Raw genomic sequence first — 16,003 nt, forward strand, 5'->3', positions numbered from 1 at the left:
ACTATTATACCAAAACTTACCTTATTCTAGTGCTCTTTTAGCACACTCATGTTCATACAAAAATAAGGGCTAAACGCCCTTCTTCTTATCCTAAAATGGCTGTTACCCAAAGTGCCTTAATAACACCTGTCAATGGTTGGAAATAATTAATAATCAAACGTGCAATCCAGCTGCTTGAGAGAAGATTTTGAACCATTGACATCGGGACAGTTGCAAGTAATGTCAAGACTAAGCCAAAGAAGACTAAAGCTACCAAAACAGCCATGATGCCACTAAAACAATTAAGCTTGACACTATCAAAATGGTGAACTGGTGCCAGATGCACCAAAATCCCTATAAAACGAAAGATGGCATAAACCAACATGTAAATAGCTGTGAAAGCCACCCCAGCATAATAAACTCTATCTAAATCAAAAATATTAACGTCCGTGAAGAAATTCATGCTGGCACCTTGCCCTGCATTTGAGTAAGGAATCCATAAAGTAATCTCTTCAGACAATGCTTGATAAAAGCGACTAGCCACGACTAATGACACAATACTTGCTACAAAATAGTAAGCTTGTAAGATAATACCTCGTGAATAGCCAATGTAAAAATGCCAAGCTAAAATCAGCAAAATAAAAACTGATAACATATATTATTCCTCATCAGAATCAGATTTGCTGGCTTTCTCCTTAATATCGTCAATCGCCTCAGAACGGAGAGCCGTCAATTCTTTTTCCATTTTTTCAACTTCAATCTCACGACTAAGCTGAGTTGAAAGCGAATTGAGAGCCATCAAAATAGCAATCGTTTCATTATCAGCTTGTGGTAATTTTTCTTTGATTGTATTATATTTTTCTTTGGCTACACGCTCAACTTCCTCCATGAAGAGGTTATCCTTATCTGTTGTCAATGTGAGCGACTTTTCTCCAAAGACGAATTTATAACGATTTTTGCTTTCCATATAGTCACCTCTTTGACATTATACCTTAAAATAAACATTTCGTAAAATGAAAGCGTGAAAATAGCAGTTTTCAACGGCTATTTTGCCACTTTGTCTACCTTTTTATGTTACAATTAAAGCATGAATACAATTGTTATAAAACTAGGGAAAAATGACTTGCAAAACTTAGTCAAAACACTTACTAGTAAGCAAATCACAAACAACAACCCTTACGTCACTTTCGCCGCAAAAATCAATGGCGTCACAGTTCTTGCCTACACCTCTGGTAAGGTTGTCTTTCAAGGCAGTTCTGCTGAAGAGGTTGCTAGCCAATTTGGTTATAAAGCTTCTGAGTCATCTGAGAAAAGCAGCCAATCTGGGCAAAACATGCCACTTATCGGTTCAGACGAAGTTGGAAACGGGTCTTATTTTGGTGGCTTAGCTGTTGTTGCTAGTTTTGTAACACCTGATGACCACGCGCTGCTAAAGAAACTTGGTGTCGATGATTCTAAGAATTTAACGGATAGTAAGATTCGCCAAATCGCCCCAATCTTAGAAGAGAAAATCAAGCATAAAGCTCTGCTATTGTCCCCTCAAAAATACAACCAAGTCGTTGGAAAAGGTAAGATGCACAATGCAGTCTCTGTAAAAGTAGCTCTTCATAATCAAGCTATTTATCTGCTACTGCAAGATGGCGTAAAACCTGAAAAAATCGTGATTGATGCTTTTACTAGCCGTCAAAATTACGAAAAATACCTCAAAAATGAGGTAAATCACTTTGACAATCCTCTAACGCTAGAAGAAAAGGCTGAAGGAAAATACCTTGCTGTCGCAGTTAGCTCCATTATCGCCCGTAACCTTTTCTTGGAGAATTTAGATAAGCTAAGCCAAGAAGTACAGTACAAACTTCCAAGCGGTGCTGGTAGCAAATCCGATAAAGTAGCTAGTCAAATCCTAGCAGCTTACGGCATGCCTGGCTTAGAACACACTGCAAAACTCCACTTTGCAAACACCCAAAAAGCACAAAATTTATTAAAAAAATAACATCGAGGAACCAATTATGAAACAATTCATCAAAGAATGGGGACCCTTTATCCTCTTTTTAATCGCCCTTGGTCTTGTTCGTCTTTTCCTTATCCAGCCTGTGAGTGTTGACGGTCATTCTATGGACCCTACGCTGGCTGACGGAGAACGCCTAATCGTTCTAAGAACTGCCAAAATCGATCGCTTTGATATTGTTGTAGCTAAGGAAAAAGAAGGCAACAAAACCAAAGAAATCGTTAAACGTGTTATCGGACTCCCAGGTGATACCATTACCTATAAAGATGATGTTCTTTACGTCAACGGTAAAAAGACAAGTGAACCTTACCTGGACAAGTACCAAAAAGCTTTTGAAGATGATGATTTACAAGACATTTACTCTTACAACACCTTATTCCAACAACTAGCTGAAAACTCTGATGCCTTCACCACTGCTAAAGACGGCAGCACTGAATTTACCGTCAAAGTTCCAAAAAATCAGTATTTCTTATTAGGTGATGACCGCATCGTTTCAAAAGACAGCCGTGAAGTTGGTTCCTTCAAAAAATCAGCTATCGTCGGCGAAGTCAAATTCCGCTTCTGGCCACTCTCAAAAATTGGAGGCGTCAACTAAATTCAACGAAGACTTAACTCACACGAGTTAGGTCTTTTTAATGCGATGTTTGTCTATCACATTGGCGAATGATATAATAAAGCCACTATAACAATCAAGTAAGGATGACTTATGGAATACTTCTTTTCTGGCGCTATTGACCGTATTATTTTTGAAAATGCCAGTAACTTCTTTAAAATCATATTACTCGAAATCGAAGATACCGATTCTGACTTTGATGATTTTGAAATCATTGTCACAGGAACCATTGCTGATGTCATCGAAGGCGAAAATTACACCTTCTGGGGAGAATTAACCCAGCATCCAAAATATGGTGAACAGCTAAAAGTTACCCGATACGAGCGAACAAAACCAACGTCTTCTGGACTCATCAAGTACTTTTCAAGTGACCACTTTAAAGGCATCGGTAAAAAGACAGCTGAGAAAATTGTCCAACTCTACGGCGATAACACGATTGATAAAATCTTGGAAGACCCTAGTAAGCTTGAGAGTATTTCTGGACTCTCTAAAGAAAATCGTGATAATTTTGTTGCCAAATTAAAACTTAACTATGGAACTGAGCAAATCCTCTCAAAACTTGCCGAATACGGCTTAACCAATCGTGTGGCTATTGATATTTTCAATCATTATAAGGAAGAAAGTTTAGAGATTATCCAAGAAAATCCTTATCAACTGGTCGAAGATATTCAAGGTATCGGCTTTAAAATTGCGGACCAGCTCGCCGAACAATTGGGGATTGAGGCAGATGCACCGCAGCGTTTTCGTGCCGCACTCGTTCACAGCTTATTTGAAACCTCGGTTGAAAATGGGGATACTTACGTTGAGGCGCGTGATTTACTAGAAAATGCTATTACCATTTTGGAAGAAGCCCGCCAAATTGAGCTAGACCCTGCTGCTGTTGCTAAGGAATTATCTACGCTTATCGCTGAAGACAAGGTGCAAAACATCGGCACAAAAATCTTTGATAACACACTGTTTTATGCCGAAGCTGGTATCAAGAAAAATCTAACACGCATCCTTGATACTCCATTAACTAAACAATTTTCAGACCAAGACTTACAAGAAGAAATTGAAGACATCGAAGACGCCTTTGGCATTTCTTATGACGCTGTCCAAAAAAATGCCATTAAAGAAGCTCTTCAAAGCAAAGTTTTCATTCTAACTGGTGGACCAGGGACTGGTAAAACAACTGTTATTAACGGTTTGATTGCTGCTTATGCTGATTTACACGGCATTGATTTAGAGAAGAAGGATATCCCAATTGTTCTTGCTGCACCAACAGGTCGCGCGGCACGTCGCATGAACGAATTAACTGGGCTTCCAAGTGCAACCATCCACCGTCATCTTGGCTTAAACGGCGACAATGATTATCAAGCCATGGATGATTATTTGGACTGTGATTTGATTATCATCGATGAATTTTCAATGGTAGATACTTGGCTAGCCAATCAGCTCTTTAGCTCCATTTCATCAAATACTCAAGTCATTATCGTTGGTGATAGCGACCAACTTCCATCCGTTGGCCCTGGGCAAGTGCTAGCTGATTTACTTAAAATCAAAACACTGCCGCAAATAGCACTGACAAAAATCTTTAGGCAATCTGAAGACTCAACCATTGTCACACTGGCTAATCAGATGAGACAAGGCGTCTTGCCAGCTGATTTCACTCAGAAAAAAGCGGACCGTTCTTACTTTGAAGCTGGCGCTCAATATATTCCTGAGATGATTCCGAAAATTGTCAGCGCAGCTATTAAAAGCGGCATTAGCCCTCAAGAAATTCAAATTCTTGCACCTATGTACCGTGGTGCTGCCGGCATTAACCGCCTCAATACAATCATTCAAGATTTGCTTAATCCACTCGGTGACCAATTATCCTTTGCTTTTGGTGATATGAATTTCCGTAAAGGGGACAAAGTTCTTCATTTGATTAATGATGCCGAGCTCAATGTCTTTAACGGAGATATCGGCTATATCACAGACTTGATTCCTGCCAAATACACAGAATCAAAACAAGATGAACTATACATGTCTTTTGACGGGACTGAAGTGATTTACCCTCGTAACGAATGGCACAAAATCACGCTTGCCTACGCCATGTCCATTCACAAATCACAAGGGAGTGAATTCCAAGTAGTTATTCTGCCAATTACGCGCCAAAGTCGTCGTCTTTTGCAACGCAATCTGATTTACACAGCCATTACCCGCTCTAAGAGTAAATTAGTCATGTTGGGAGAGATTGCTGCCTTTGATTACGCCATAAAAAATGAAGGCTCTAAACGCAAGACTTATCTCGTCCAACGCTTCACAACAAATCCAGAAGACCTTGACAACTCAGAAACGATAGAAAATCCAGACGAAGCAAAAGAAAGCCAAAATGAGCCACTAGAAGATAAAGTTACTTCTTCTACTGCTCACGTTGAAGAAGAAAAATCCGAAAAAGTTGTTCAACTTAGCCTTGATTTTAACGAAGACAAACCAGATAACGTCAAAGAATACCGTCTAACAGAAGAAAATCTTTCATTTATTGATCCAATGATTGGTATCACTCAAGAAGATATCGAACATTTTTTCAAAAAATAAAAAGAAAAAACTAGGTTAATTTAGCACTAAATTCCTAGTTTTTCTCATGCATTTATTTTGTATAAATATAAATTTTCAGATGATAGAATAGCTTTACACTTAAAACATTTAGAGACTTAAAACGATTTAATCCTTGAAACTAAAGGGTTTCTTGATATAACATCTCTTGACAGAAAAGTGTTTACATATAAGGAAATTGTGTTATAATATCTGTACTATCATAATAGGATTACCATTGTTTTTAGGAGGTTTGAAATGGTTTCTTATGAAAAAATTCGTCAATCTTTGCGTTCTTGGACGCTTTTTATCGCTTGGGTAAATGTTCTTGCTGCGCTAAGCAAAGTTTGGAGTGTTATTAGCCATTATATCGTCGTTAATAACCTTGATAAGTTTAAAGAACAACTTGATGCTGAAAAATTCCGAATTCTTGAAGCTTCTACCAATGTTGGGATTGTTATCATTGCAGTTATTGCTCTTGTTGTTAACATCATTGTAGCTGTTTTAGCATTCAAAAACTTATCAAAAATCAAAGACAATGCTCCAAGTTTATCACCTTACCGCATTGCCTTGATTTATACTGTTGTTTACAATCTTGCAAGCTTTGCCTTGAGTGTATATCTTAATATTCCACTTTCACCATTCAATATCATTTTGCCACTTGTCTTTTTGGGGCTTTATGCTTATGTGTACAACAAAGCAGCACAGCTATTAGACAAAGAAGGCGATGAGACTGATTCTGAAAGTGTTAATCAATAACTTTTAAGAAATCAAATACCGTCTCAGAACTTGAGCTAAGACGGTATTTTAATTTTTAAAAGAGATTTAATGGACGAATATTATCTTCTAATCCCGTGATAGTAACCCCCAGAAGACGCACACCAGATTTTGATTCTTCTAAGCTGTCAAATATCGCATGAGCAGCTTGGTCAATCACCTCAAAATCATTGGTGACATCATCTAGTGTTTTACGCTTGGTTAAAGTCGAAAAATCCGCGTATCGAACCTTCAAAACGACAGTGCGACCAACTTTATTATTTCGCATTAAGCTGTCCACAACTCGACGTGTATTTTTTGAAATCTCCGACTTAATATCAGCATCCTCGTACAGTAATTTACTGTAGGTACGTTCACTCCCAATAGATTTTCGAATACGATTGGGTCTGACTGGTGAATTTGAAATACCTCGCGCTTTACGGTACAAATCATAACCAAAGCGCCCGAAATGATCAATCAAGGTCATCTCTGGTATTTCTAATAAATCCGCCCCCGTAAAAACACCCATTTGATGTAGTTTTTCAACTGATTTTTTACCAACACCATGAAACTTTTCAATTGGTAATTTTTTCAAGAAATCCTGCGCATCTTCTGGCAATACTAAGGTTAAACCTTTCGGTTTATCATAATCCGAAGCTAGTTTAGCTAGAAATTTGTTATAAGAGACACCGGCTGAACAAGTCAAGTGAACTTCTTGCCAAATATCATATTGAATCATTTTAGCGATTTTAATCGCTGACTTGATGCCACGCTTATTTTCAGTGACATCCAAGTAAGCTTCATCAATGGACATGGGTTCAACCAAGTCAGTGTAACGCTTGAAAATCTCACGAATTTGCATTCCAATCTCTCGGTATTTTTGGTAGTTACCAGAAATGAAAATAGCTTGTGGACATCGCTCATAAGCTTCCATCGATGACATGGCAGAATGCACGCCAAATTTTCTTGCCACATAGTTACAAGTTGACACGACACCGCGTCCACCAGTCTTACGTGGGTCAGAACCGATAATAACAGGCTTTCCTTTGAGTTCTGGATTATCCCTTTCTTCCACTGACGCAAAAAAGGCATCCATATCAATATGAATAATTTTTCGAGAAGTATCATTAATTAATGGAAAAATAAGCATCGTCCAGTCCTTTCTGATTCTATTATAACAATTTTCATTACTTTCAAGCAAAATTTACAAATTTCTAGTACAGTTAACCAACTTTCTGAAACTGTTCTAGAAAAGATTCTAGTTTTTTCCAATTTTTTTGTTTGGGAAAACGCTTCCTTTATGATAGACTTATAATTGTAAATGTAACAGATGACTTGTTACAGCTACTAGAATTTAAGGAGAAATCTCATTATGGCGACTGTTAAAACAAATGCAGATGTTTTTGAAAAAGCCTGGGAAGGCTTTAAAGGTACTGACTGGAAAGAAAAAGCCAGCGTTTCTCGTTTCGTACAAGCTAACTACACACCTTATGATGGTGATGAAAGCTTCTTAGCTCCAGCTACTGAACGCTCTCTTAAAATCAAAAAAATCATTGAAGATACAAAAGCTAAATACGAAGCAACTCGTTTCCCAATGGACACTCGTCCAACATCAATCGCAGATATTCCTGCCGGCTATATTTCAAAAGACGATGAATTAATCTACGGTATTCAAAATGATGAGTTGTTCAAATTGAATTTCATGCCAAAAGGTGGTATCCGTATGGCAGAAACAGCACTTAAAGAACATGGTTATGAACCAGATCCTGCTGTTCATGAAATTTTCACAAAATACACTACTACAGTAAATGACGGAATTTTCCGCGCTTATACATCTAATATCCGCCGTGCGCGTCACGCACACACTGTAACTGGTCTTCCAGATGCTTACTCTCGTGGACGTATCATCGGTGTTTACGCACGTCTAGCTCTTTATGGTGCTGACTACTTAATGCAAGAAAAAGTTAACGACTGGAACGCTATCACTGAAATCGACGAAGAATCTATCCGTCTTCGCGAAGAAGTAAACATGCAATACCAAGCTCTTGGTGAAGTTGTTAAACTTGGTGACCTTTACGGACTTGATGTTCGTAAACCAGCCATGAACGTTAAAGAAGCTATCCAATGGGTTAACATTGCTTTCATGGCAGTTTGTCGTGTTATCAATGGTGCCGCCACTTCTCTAGGACGTGTGCCAATCGTTCTTGATATCTTTGCTGAACGTGACCTTGCTCGTGGTACTTTCACAGAATCAGAAATCCAAGAATTTGTCGATGACTTTGTCTTGAAACTTCGTACTGTAAAATTTGCTCGTACTAAAGCTTACGACGAACTTTACTCTGGTGACCCAACATTCATCACTACATCTATGGCTGGTATGGGTGCTGACGGTCGTCACCGTGTTACTAAAATGGACTACCGTTTCTTGCACACACTTGATAACATCGGTAACGCTCCAGAACCAAACTTGACAGTTCTTTGGACTGATAAATTGCCATATTCATTCCGTCGCTACTGTATGAAAATGTCACACAAACACTCTTCAATCCAATACGAAGGTGTAACAACAATGGCTAAAGACGGTTATGGTGAAATGTCATGTATCTCATGTTGTGTATCACCACTTGACCCAGAAAACGAAGAACAACGTCACAACATCCAATACTTTGGTGCTCGTGTAAACGTCCTTAAAGCTCTTCTTACTGGTTTGAACGGTGGTTACGATGATGTTCACAAAGACTACAAAGTATTTGACATCGAACCAGTTCGTGACGAAATCCTTGATTTCGAAACTGTTAAAGCTAACTTTGAAAAATCTCTTGATTGGTTGACTTCAACTTACGTAGATGCTCTTAACATCATTCACTACATGACTGATAAATACAACTACGAAGCTGTTCAAATGGCATTCTTGCCAACTAAACAACGTGCCAACATGGGATTCGGTATCTGTGGTTTTGCCAATACTGTTGATACTTTGTCAGCAATCAAATATGCTACCGTTAAACCAATCCGCGACGAAGATGGCTACATTTACGATTACGAAACAACTGGTGACTTCCCTCGTTGGGGTGAAGATGACCCTCGTTCTAACGAACTTGCCGAATGGTTGGTAGAGGCTTACACTACTCGTCTTCGTAGCCATAAACTTTACAAGAACGCTGAAGCTACTGTATCACTTCTTACAATCACTTCAAACGTTGCTTACTCTAAACAAACTGGTAACTCTCCAGTTCACAAAGGTGTTTACCTTAACGAAGATGGTACCGTAAACCTTTCTAAACTTGAATTCTTCTCACCAGGTGCCAACCCATCTAACAAAGCTCGTGGTGGTTGGTTACAAAACTTGAACTCTCTTGCAAGCCTTGACTTCTCATATGCTGCAGATGGTATCTCACTTACAACTCAAGTTTCTCCACGCGCTCTCGGTAAGACATTTGATGAACAAGTTGATAACTTGGTAACTATCCTTGATGGTTACTTCGAAAACGGTGGACAACACGTTAACTTGAACGTCATGGACCTTAAAGATGTTTATGACAAGATTATGAATGGTGAAGATGTTATCGTTCGTATCTCAGGTTACTGTGTCAACACTAAATACCTTACTAAAGAACAAAAGACAGAATTGACACAACGCGTCTTCCACGAAGTTCTTTCAATGGATGATGTTGCTGAAACTGTTGCTGCTAAATAATAAATATCGAAAAAGACTTTGTCAGTTGACAGAGTCTTTTTTTGTCCTTAAAATAGAGCTATGAAAATCAAACAAACCAGAAACACACTTTCAGATACCTACTTGGATGCCATGAAAATCCGTCAAATCGTTTTTGTAAAAGGACAAGGTGTTCCTTTATCTCTTGAAATTGATAAAAACGAAGCTTATTGCCTGCATTTTGTTCTTTATAATGACTTAGGAAATGCTGTCGCTACTTGCCGTATTTTGCCAAATCAAGACCACAGCAAAGCCACCTTGCAGCGTATGGCTGTTCTTCCTGACCAACAAGGAAAGCATTTTGGAAAACACCTTCTAGAAGAGATCATCACTTTTTGTAAACAACAAGGCTTTAAAGAAATAATTCTCCATGCGCAATTAACCGCAAAAGGCTTTTACGATAAACTTGGCTTTACTCCTTTTGGTGAAGAATTTGAAGAAGCAGGCATCCAACATATCAGCATGATGAAAACTTTATAAAATAAAAAAGCACTCCTGACCAAAAGTCAAGAGTGTTTATTTTTCACTGTTTAGAGATGAATAGTATATCTGACTGCTTAGAACTATTCTTTTCCTCTTAAGCGACGGAACTTAGCCTTAATGGCTTCTGCAATATCATTTCCCTGTTCTTTTAAATGATTGACACGACGTTCATTCATGTCTTCTTGAACCTTATCATAAAGTTCATCTTGAACTTGACCTGCAAGTTCAACTTCGCGAGCAAGGGCAACAGCATCCCAACGCATAATATTAGTCTTATAAGGAGCAAAGACATGGTTCAATATACTTTCGTCCTCTTCATGCACCAAAGCAATAACAGCAACATCGCCATCAAGTAGCTTAGTTGTCACTTCTTCAATCAAGCTATTGTCAGTAGCATCTGTCATACTACCACTCGCAGCACCAGCAAGACTTCCGATACCGTAGCCGATAATAACACCAATCGGTCCGCTCAAGATACCAATCAAACCACCGACAATGCCACCAATCGTTGCATATTCATGGCTGGTATCATCAAAATCAACAGAATCTTTGATAGTGATTTTACCATTTTCATTCTTGACCAAGGCAATTTGTGCGATTTGGGTGTGGCTGTCTTGCTTGAAAGCTTTTAATTCTGAAAATGCTTGATAAGCTTCACTTTCAACATTGAAAACAACAGTAAGTACATCTGCCATAACCTTGTCCTCCTTTTCTCTGGTTACCTTCATTATAGCACTTTCACACTAAAAAAGCCGAGAAAAAGTAAAACGTTTTCACAATAATAGCAATCTTTTTAAAAATTTTCCTGAATCCAGTTAGAAATTTTCTGACGTTCTTTAATCCAAAGCGGACGATCATCGTAAGAATAGGTCCTATTAGTTAAGAAAATCGTCGCTTTTTGTTCTTTGCGATTAATAGCCACATAAGTCCCCGTATAACCTGTGTGGTCAAGCCAATCTCCCTCTTTATTCCAAGCCAGCGAGCGTTCTTTATTAGCATGACTAAAGTTTTGCCAAATATCACGCGCAAAATCATCCGTCAGATAATGCTGACACAGCTTTTCAAGGTCAGCTAGATTAGAAAATAGCCCAGCTGAGCCAGCGTGATTTTTAAGCACCCTAGCTTTAGGGTCATGGACAACTCCGTCAGAAATCCCTGCTACCGTTGGCACAGCACCTTTAACTGGTCCAAAACCTGTCTTAGTCATGTCAAAAGGTTCAAACACTTTTTCCTTGAAAATCTCATCTAAAGATTTTCCAAAAATACCTTCTAACATGAAACCAAGCAATAAAAAGTTAATATCTGTGTACAAGAAATCTTTTTTATCTTCTACCGTAATGTGATTAATAGCCTCTTTTAACTCCTTGGCGTTAAGTGCATCACGATTCGGAATAAAAGGATTAATTCCACTGCTATGTGTTAAGAGCTGGCGAAGCGTCAGTTTTTCCTCATGAAAATCAGGATAATACTGCTTAAGCGGTGCATCAATATCCAACATTCCTTCACGGACAAGTGAAATAACAACCGTTCCGACACCAACCACCTTAGATACAGAGGCCAGATCATAAACTAAACCAGAAACAACAGGAGTCTTACCATCAATCGTTCCAATATAATGCTCATTCCATTGATTGTCTTTAAAAAGAGCTAAACTAGCTCCATGATAAATATTGCGATCGATTTGATTATTGATAATGTCTAGCAAATCTGTCATTTGATAAACCAAATTTCAACTTGACTAGGATCCGAAAGAACCAAAACACTTTCTTTTTTATCTAAATAGATAGATTGTCCTTTAGCCTCTAAATAATCAGCCAAAGCTTTAAGATCGTAGTTCTTAGGAACCTTAAATTCTAGGATTTCCAAATCCCATGTTTTTTGAGGGTCAACAGTTAAATCTGCTCCATTTCCTTGTTCAAACTGAAGATCTAACGGCAATTTACCTCCGAATACGGTTTGATAAAAAGCTTGTGTGCCAGCTTTGTCAGCAACATTAAGTGTCAAACTTTCAAAATGGAACTCAGAAACTTCTTTTAAATCATCATTTTCAGGAAATGTTTTGTTCTCAATTTCTCTTAATTCATGGATGTTATCTTCTGAATGCAAGAGGAAAAGGTCACCTTCTGGAGATACTGTCTCAAAAGCATAACCACGTTTACCTTTGAAAAGTCGTTCCACATCGATGCCGTTACCTAAAATACCTTCAATTTCAGCTGCTTTAGGAATTTTAACGACAATTCTATTAATCTTTTTGTCACCTTCAACAGCACGAGTATCTGGTGCTGGTGATTCTTCAATGACGAAACGAGCATTTCGTTGTTTTGTTGAAAATACAGCAATAGCATTTTCTTCGTTCACTAACTTAAAGCCTAATTTTTGATAAAAATCAATGTTATGATCACGATTGTTGATACGTAAAACGGGATGCCTAAACGTGACTCCGTTAAATAAAGTCATAATTATCTCCTCACAGTGTTTTTTGTTAGATTATGTTGTACAAGTTCTTACAAAAATAAGGACCGGGTCTTTTCTATTTTAGAAAAAAATAGTCAGTTTGACAAGAAATTATGCTCTCCGAGCCTAATAAAAAAGAACCCGAAGGTTCTTTTCTGGTTTATTATCTGGTTATCTTATAGGTATAAGAATTTGAACAAGGCAACTGCAGCTACACCAGCAAGGATTGGAGCTACAACTGGTACCCATGAATACCACCATTTAGAATCGCCTTTGTGTTCACCAAGAATTGATTTTGGAAGCAAAGCATGGACGATACGTGGACCAAGGTCACGTGCAGGGTTAAGACCAGGACCTGTAGGACCACCAAGTGAAGTTACAAGTGTCATAACAAGGAATCCGATACCCATGTGAGCAACAGCAAGTGAACCTGTAGTGTAAGGAGCAACTTGAGTTGCAGCTGTAGAAGCATCATAACCTGCAGCAGTCAATTGAGAAATCAATTGTGCACCGAAGTAGTTTTTAGTAAGAGCCATTGCACCAAAGAAAAGTACAAATGATCCAAGGAACTCGTTCAAGAAACCATTAACCCATGCAGCTTTGTGGCTTTCTTTTGTACCATCGTCAACAGCTGAGATAGTTGAGAATGAACCAAGGATAGCATTTGGGTTTTCAGTTTGAAGGTAGTATGGTTTGTGAACCATAACAACAAGCAATTGACCAAACATTGCACCAAGTACTTGAGCGATGATGTATTGAGCAACGTGTGACCATTCAAACATACCTGAAACTGCAAGTGCAATTGTGAAAGCAGGGTTGATGTGGTTACCTGAAACGTTACCAAACATAAGAGCTGGCATCATAACACCAAAACCATAACCAAGAGCGATGATAACCCAACCTGAGTTGTGTCCTTTTGTACCTTTAAGATCAACGTTTGCAACAGCACCGTTACCAAGGATGATAAGAAGAGCTGTTCCAATAAATTCTGTGATGTATTTCACAGTCCATGAAAAGTCCATGTCTTTTTGTTTCCTCCAAAAAAAAATATAGTTTAGACAACTAACATTTTATCAAGTATAATAGATAATGTAAAGGTTATCTGTAAAATTAAAACGTTTACTTTTAGAAGGAGAAATTTTCATGAAATATAACCAATTCTCTTACATACCAAGGCCTGCCGATGCTTGTGAACAAGAATTACAAGCTCTTGGATTTGAGCTTAACAAACGTCAATCTGATAAAGAGGCACTGGAGCACTTCTGTCGTAAGATTTTCTTTAATTATAAAGACACGGATTACCCACTTCACAATCTTATCGCAGATTTCGAGACAGATTTACTGACATTTTTCCAATCTGATCGTCCGCTAACGGCAGATATTTTTTATACCGTTGCCCTTCAATTACTCGGATTCACACCACACGTTGATTTTACAGATACAACTAACTTTTTAGAGAAAATCGATTTTCCAATCAATTATCAAAAAGGACACGTTATTGAAGCCCTTTACCACCTGCTTGTTAGCCGCCAAAAAGGCGGAATGACTTTACTTGATGATTTAATCAGTAAAGGTCTGATTCCAGTTGATAATGATTACCATTTCTTCAACGGCAAATCTTTAGCAACCTTTGATACGAATGACTTGATTCGTGAAGTTGTCTACGTTCAATCTCCTCTTGATACCGATCAAGATGGACAATTGGATTTGATTAAAGTCAATATCATTCGACCAAATACCAAATATCAAGTGCCAACTATGATGACAGCAAGCCCTTATCATGAAGGAACAAATATTGTTGCTAACGACAAGAAACTTTACAAAATGGAAGGCGACTTAGCCATCAAATCTGCTGGTAAAATCAGTGTGGAGACACGTGACTTCGAGCCACTTGAAACTCCTGAGCTAGACCTTCCAGTCGGTGATGCTGAAGAAAGTTTTAGCTTTATCAATCCTTATACCTTGAATGACTATTTCTTAGCTCGTGGATTTGCTAATATCTACGTTTCTGGTGTTGGAACCGCTGGCTCAAATGGCTTTATGACAAGTGGTGACTACGCTCAAGTTGAAAGCTTTAAAGCTGTTATCGATTGGTTAAATGGCAGAGCCATTGCCTTTTCTAGCCATCGCCGTGACCAAAAAGTGCTAGCTGATTGGTCAAATGGTTTAGTTTGTACCACTGGTAAATCTTATCTCGGAACTATGTCAACTGCCCTTGCGACAACGGGTGTAGAAGGGCTAAAAGTCATCATTGCAGAATCAGCCATTTCATCTTGGTACGACTACTACCGTGAAAATGGTCTTGTCTGCAGCCCTGGTGGTTACCCTGGTGAAGACCTCGATGTCCTTACCGAATTGACTTACTCACGTAATTTGCTTTCTGGTGATTATCTCCGTAACAACGCACACTATCAAGAACTTTTAGATGAACAATCTTCAGAACTTGATCGTACTTCTGGTGATTACAACCAATTCTGGCATGACCGCAACTATCTTCCACATGCTGATAAAGTTAAAGCTACTTGTGTTTACACTCACGGTCTTCAAGACTGGAACGTTAAACCACGTCACATTTTTAACATTTTTAACGCATTGCCAAGCTCTGTTGAAAAGCATGCCTTCCTTCACAATGGAGAACATGTCTACATGCACAACTGGCAATCTATTGATTTTCGTGAAAGCATGAATGCTTTGCTCTCTCAAAAACTCTTAGGTCAAGATAATCACTTTGATTTACCAACATTGATTTGGCAAGATAATAGTCAAGAACAAACATGGACAAGTCGTTTAACACAATTTGGTAGTGTTAACCAAGAAACACTACCTCTTGGCAAAGATCGTCAAATTATTGATAACCATTATGGTAAAGATGACTTTGAACGATATAGTAAAAACTTCCATACTTTCAAGACAGATTTATTTGCTGGAAAAGCAAACAGTATCTGCGTTGATATTCCACTCCACAAAGACTATCACATCAACGGACAAATAACCCTACATTTAACACTGAAATCAAGTGAAAATAAAGGACTCTTGTCTGCACAAGTGCTTGATTACGGTCAGAAAAAACGTTTCAAAGATGTGCCAACTAATCGTGCTTTACATGCTATCGATAATGGTCGCAACTTCTCACGCGAAGCTCTTAAGGAACTCCCATTTGTCAAAACACAAGAACGTGTCATCACAAAAGGTGTCCTTAATCTGCAAAATCGAAACGATTTGCTAACTGTCGAAGATATCAAACCAAATGAGTGGATGACTCTTGATTTTACCCTTCAACCAAGTATCTACAAACTTCAAAAAGGTGATAATTTACGTGTCCTTCTCTACACTACAGACTTTGAACACACTATCCGCGACAATAGCAATTATATTTTAACCGTTGACTTAGACCAATCAAGCATTAGTCTTCCGGTAGAAAAATAATTATAAAAAGGTT

At 38.3% G+C, this 16,003-nt stretch carries 13 protein-coding genes and 1 pseudogene; 7 read left to right on the plus strand and 7 right to left on the minus strand.

The window, feature by feature from the left end; all coding sequences use genetic code 11:
- Window positions 1-85: 85 nt before the first annotated feature.
- On the minus strand, window positions 86-634 hold the full coding sequence (locus tag GPZ88_RS03020; protein ID WP_074626827.1) for a CvpA family protein: 549 nt from the start codon (window positions 632-634) through the stop codon (window positions 86-88).
- 3 nt (window positions 635-637) lie between these two features.
- The gene (zapA, locus tag GPZ88_RS03025; RefSeq protein WP_006531956.1) at window positions 638-946 is read right to left on the minus strand and encodes a cell division protein ZapA; all 309 of its coding nucleotides are present in this window, start codon (window positions 944-946) and stop codon (window positions 638-640) included.
- Between the two features lie 120 nt (window positions 947-1,066).
- On the opposite strand from zapA, the gene rnhC reads away from it, so the two are divergent.
- From rnhC to GPZ88_RS03045, 4 genes and pseudogenes are all read left to right on the plus strand, one after another.
- Window positions 1,067-1,969 carry a ribonuclease HIII gene (gene rnhC, locus GPZ88_RS03030; RefSeq protein WP_166043357.1) on the plus strand — a complete coding sequence of 301 codons (903 nt, stop codon included), beginning with the start codon at window positions 1,067-1,069 and terminating at the stop codon, window positions 1,967-1,969.
- A gap of 16 nt (window positions 1,970-1,985) precedes the next feature.
- Window positions 1,986-2,579 (plus strand): signal peptidase I, encoded by a 594-nt coding sequence (gene lepB, locus GPZ88_RS03035; protein ID WP_039696300.1) that lies wholly within the window; start codon window positions 1,986-1,988, stop codon window positions 2,577-2,579.
- 111 nt (window positions 2,580-2,690) lie between these two features.
- Window positions 2,691-4,928: pseudogene (gene recD2 / locus GPZ88_RS03040) on the plus strand (SF1B family DNA helicase RecD2); the annotation flags it as partial.
- A 486-nt stretch (window positions 4,929-5,414) separates the two neighbouring features.
- Window positions 5,415-5,915, plus strand: coding sequence for a hypothetical protein (locus GPZ88_RS03045; RefSeq protein ID WP_074626824.1), 501 nt, complete (start codon window positions 5,415-5,417; stop codon window positions 5,913-5,915).
- A gap of 55 nt (window positions 5,916-5,970) precedes the next feature.
- Here the strand turns inward: GPZ88_RS03045 and dinB are convergent, their stop codons facing one another.
- A complete protein-coding gene (gene dinB, locus GPZ88_RS03050; protein ID WP_166043359.1) occupies window positions 5,971-7,062 on the minus strand; it encodes a DNA polymerase IV in 1,092 nt (363 codons plus the stop codon).
- A 222-nt stretch (window positions 7,063-7,284) separates the two neighbouring features.
- Between dinB and pflB the strand changes: the two genes are divergently transcribed.
- Together pflB and GPZ88_RS03060 are read left to right on the plus strand one after the other, a co-directional pair.
- The gene (gene pflB / locus GPZ88_RS03055; protein ID WP_039696295.1) at window positions 7,285-9,609 is read left to right on the plus strand and encodes a formate C-acetyltransferase; all 2,325 of its coding nucleotides are present in this window, start codon (window positions 7,285-7,287) and stop codon (window positions 9,607-9,609) included.
- 60 nt (window positions 9,610-9,669) lie between these two features.
- On the plus strand, window positions 9,670-10,107 hold the full coding sequence (locus GPZ88_RS03060; RefSeq protein WP_166043361.1) for a GNAT family N-acetyltransferase: 438 nt from the start codon (window positions 9,670-9,672) through the stop codon (window positions 10,105-10,107).
- 83 nt (window positions 10,108-10,190) lie between these two features.
- Here the strand turns inward: GPZ88_RS03060 and GPZ88_RS03065 are convergent, their stop codons facing one another.
- From GPZ88_RS03065 to gla, 4 genes are all read right to left on the minus strand, one after another.
- Window positions 10,191-10,805 (minus strand): DUF1269 domain-containing protein, encoded by a 615-nt coding sequence (locus GPZ88_RS03065; protein WP_074626822.1) that lies wholly within the window; start codon window positions 10,803-10,805, stop codon window positions 10,191-10,193.
- 98 nt (window positions 10,806-10,903) lie between these two features.
- Window positions 10,904-11,824: a serine hydrolase domain-containing protein gene (locus GPZ88_RS03070; protein ID WP_166043362.1), complete on the minus strand. Its 921-nt coding sequence runs from the start codon at window positions 11,822-11,824 to the stop codon at window positions 10,904-10,906.
- The gene (locus GPZ88_RS03075; RefSeq protein ID WP_074564424.1) at window positions 11,821-12,567 is read right to left on the minus strand and encodes a CppA family protein; all 747 of its coding nucleotides are present in this window, start codon (window positions 12,565-12,567) and stop codon (window positions 11,821-11,823) included. The genes GPZ88_RS03070 and GPZ88_RS03075 overlap by 4 nt, the downstream gene beginning before the upstream one ends.
- Before the next feature lie 173 nt (window positions 12,568-12,740).
- Window positions 12,741-13,586, minus strand: coding sequence for an aquaglyceroporin Gla (gla, locus tag GPZ88_RS03080; protein WP_166043364.1), 846 nt, complete (start codon window positions 13,584-13,586; stop codon window positions 12,741-12,743).
- A gap of 121 nt (window positions 13,587-13,707) precedes the next feature.
- On the opposite strand from gla, the gene GPZ88_RS03085 reads away from it, so the two are divergent.
- A complete protein-coding gene (locus GPZ88_RS03085) occupies window positions 13,708-15,990 on the plus strand; it encodes a Xaa-Pro dipeptidyl-peptidase (RefSeq protein ID WP_166043366.1) in 2,283 nt (760 codons plus the stop codon).
- Window positions 15,991-16,003: the final 13 nt, after the last annotated feature.

It is taken from the genome of Streptococcus ruminicola (genome assembly GCF_011387195.1).
GTDB lineage: Bacteria > Bacillota > Bacilli > Lactobacillales > Streptococcaceae > Streptococcus > Streptococcus ruminicola.

What these genes read in the sequence shown, in the direction of transcription:
- GPZ88_RS03020 (WP_074626827.1), bottom strand. Translation starts at nt 634, where the DNA reads ATGTTATCAGTTTTTATTTTGCTGATTTTAGCTTGGCATTTTTACATT.
- zapA (WP_006531956.1), bottom strand. Translation starts at nt 946, where the DNA reads ATGGAAAGCAAAAATCGTTATAAATTCGTCTTTGGAGAAAAGTCGCTC.
- rnhC (WP_166043357.1), top strand. Translation starts at nt 1,067, where the DNA reads ATGAATACAATTGTTATAAAACTAGGGAAAAATGACTTGCAAAACTTA.
- lepB (WP_039696300.1), top strand. Translation starts at nt 1,986, where the DNA reads ATGAAACAATTCATCAAAGAATGGGGACCCTTTATCCTCTTTTTAATC.
- GPZ88_RS03045 (WP_074626824.1), top strand. Translation starts at nt 5,415, where the DNA reads ATGGTTTCTTATGAAAAAATTCGTCAATCTTTGCGTTCTTGGACGCTT.
- dinB (WP_166043359.1), bottom strand. Translation starts at nt 7,062, where the DNA reads ATGCTTATTTTTCCATTAATTAATGATACTTCTCGAAAAATTATTCAT.
- pflB (WP_039696295.1), top strand. Translation starts at nt 7,285, where the DNA reads ATGGCGACTGTTAAAACAAATGCAGATGTTTTTGAAAAAGCCTGGGAA.
- GPZ88_RS03060 (WP_166043361.1), top strand. Translation starts at nt 9,670, where the DNA reads ATGAAAATCAAACAAACCAGAAACACACTTTCAGATACCTACTTGGAT.
- GPZ88_RS03065 (WP_074626822.1), bottom strand. Translation starts at nt 10,805, where the DNA reads ATGGCAGATGTACTTACTGTTGTTTTCAATGTTGAAAGTGAAGCTTAT.
- GPZ88_RS03070 (WP_166043362.1), bottom strand. Translation starts at nt 11,824, where the DNA reads ATGACAGATTTGCTAGACATTATCAATAATCAAATCGATCGCAATATT.
- GPZ88_RS03075 (WP_074564424.1), bottom strand. Translation starts at nt 12,567, where the DNA reads ATGACTTTATTTAACGGAGTCACGTTTAGGCATCCCGTTTTACGTATC.
- gla (WP_166043364.1), bottom strand. Translation starts at nt 13,586, where the DNA reads ATGGACTTTTCATGGACTGTGAAATACATCACAGAATTTATTGGAACA.
- GPZ88_RS03085 (WP_166043366.1), top strand. Translation starts at nt 13,708, where the DNA reads ATGAAATATAACCAATTCTCTTACATACCAAGGCCTGCCGATGCTTGT.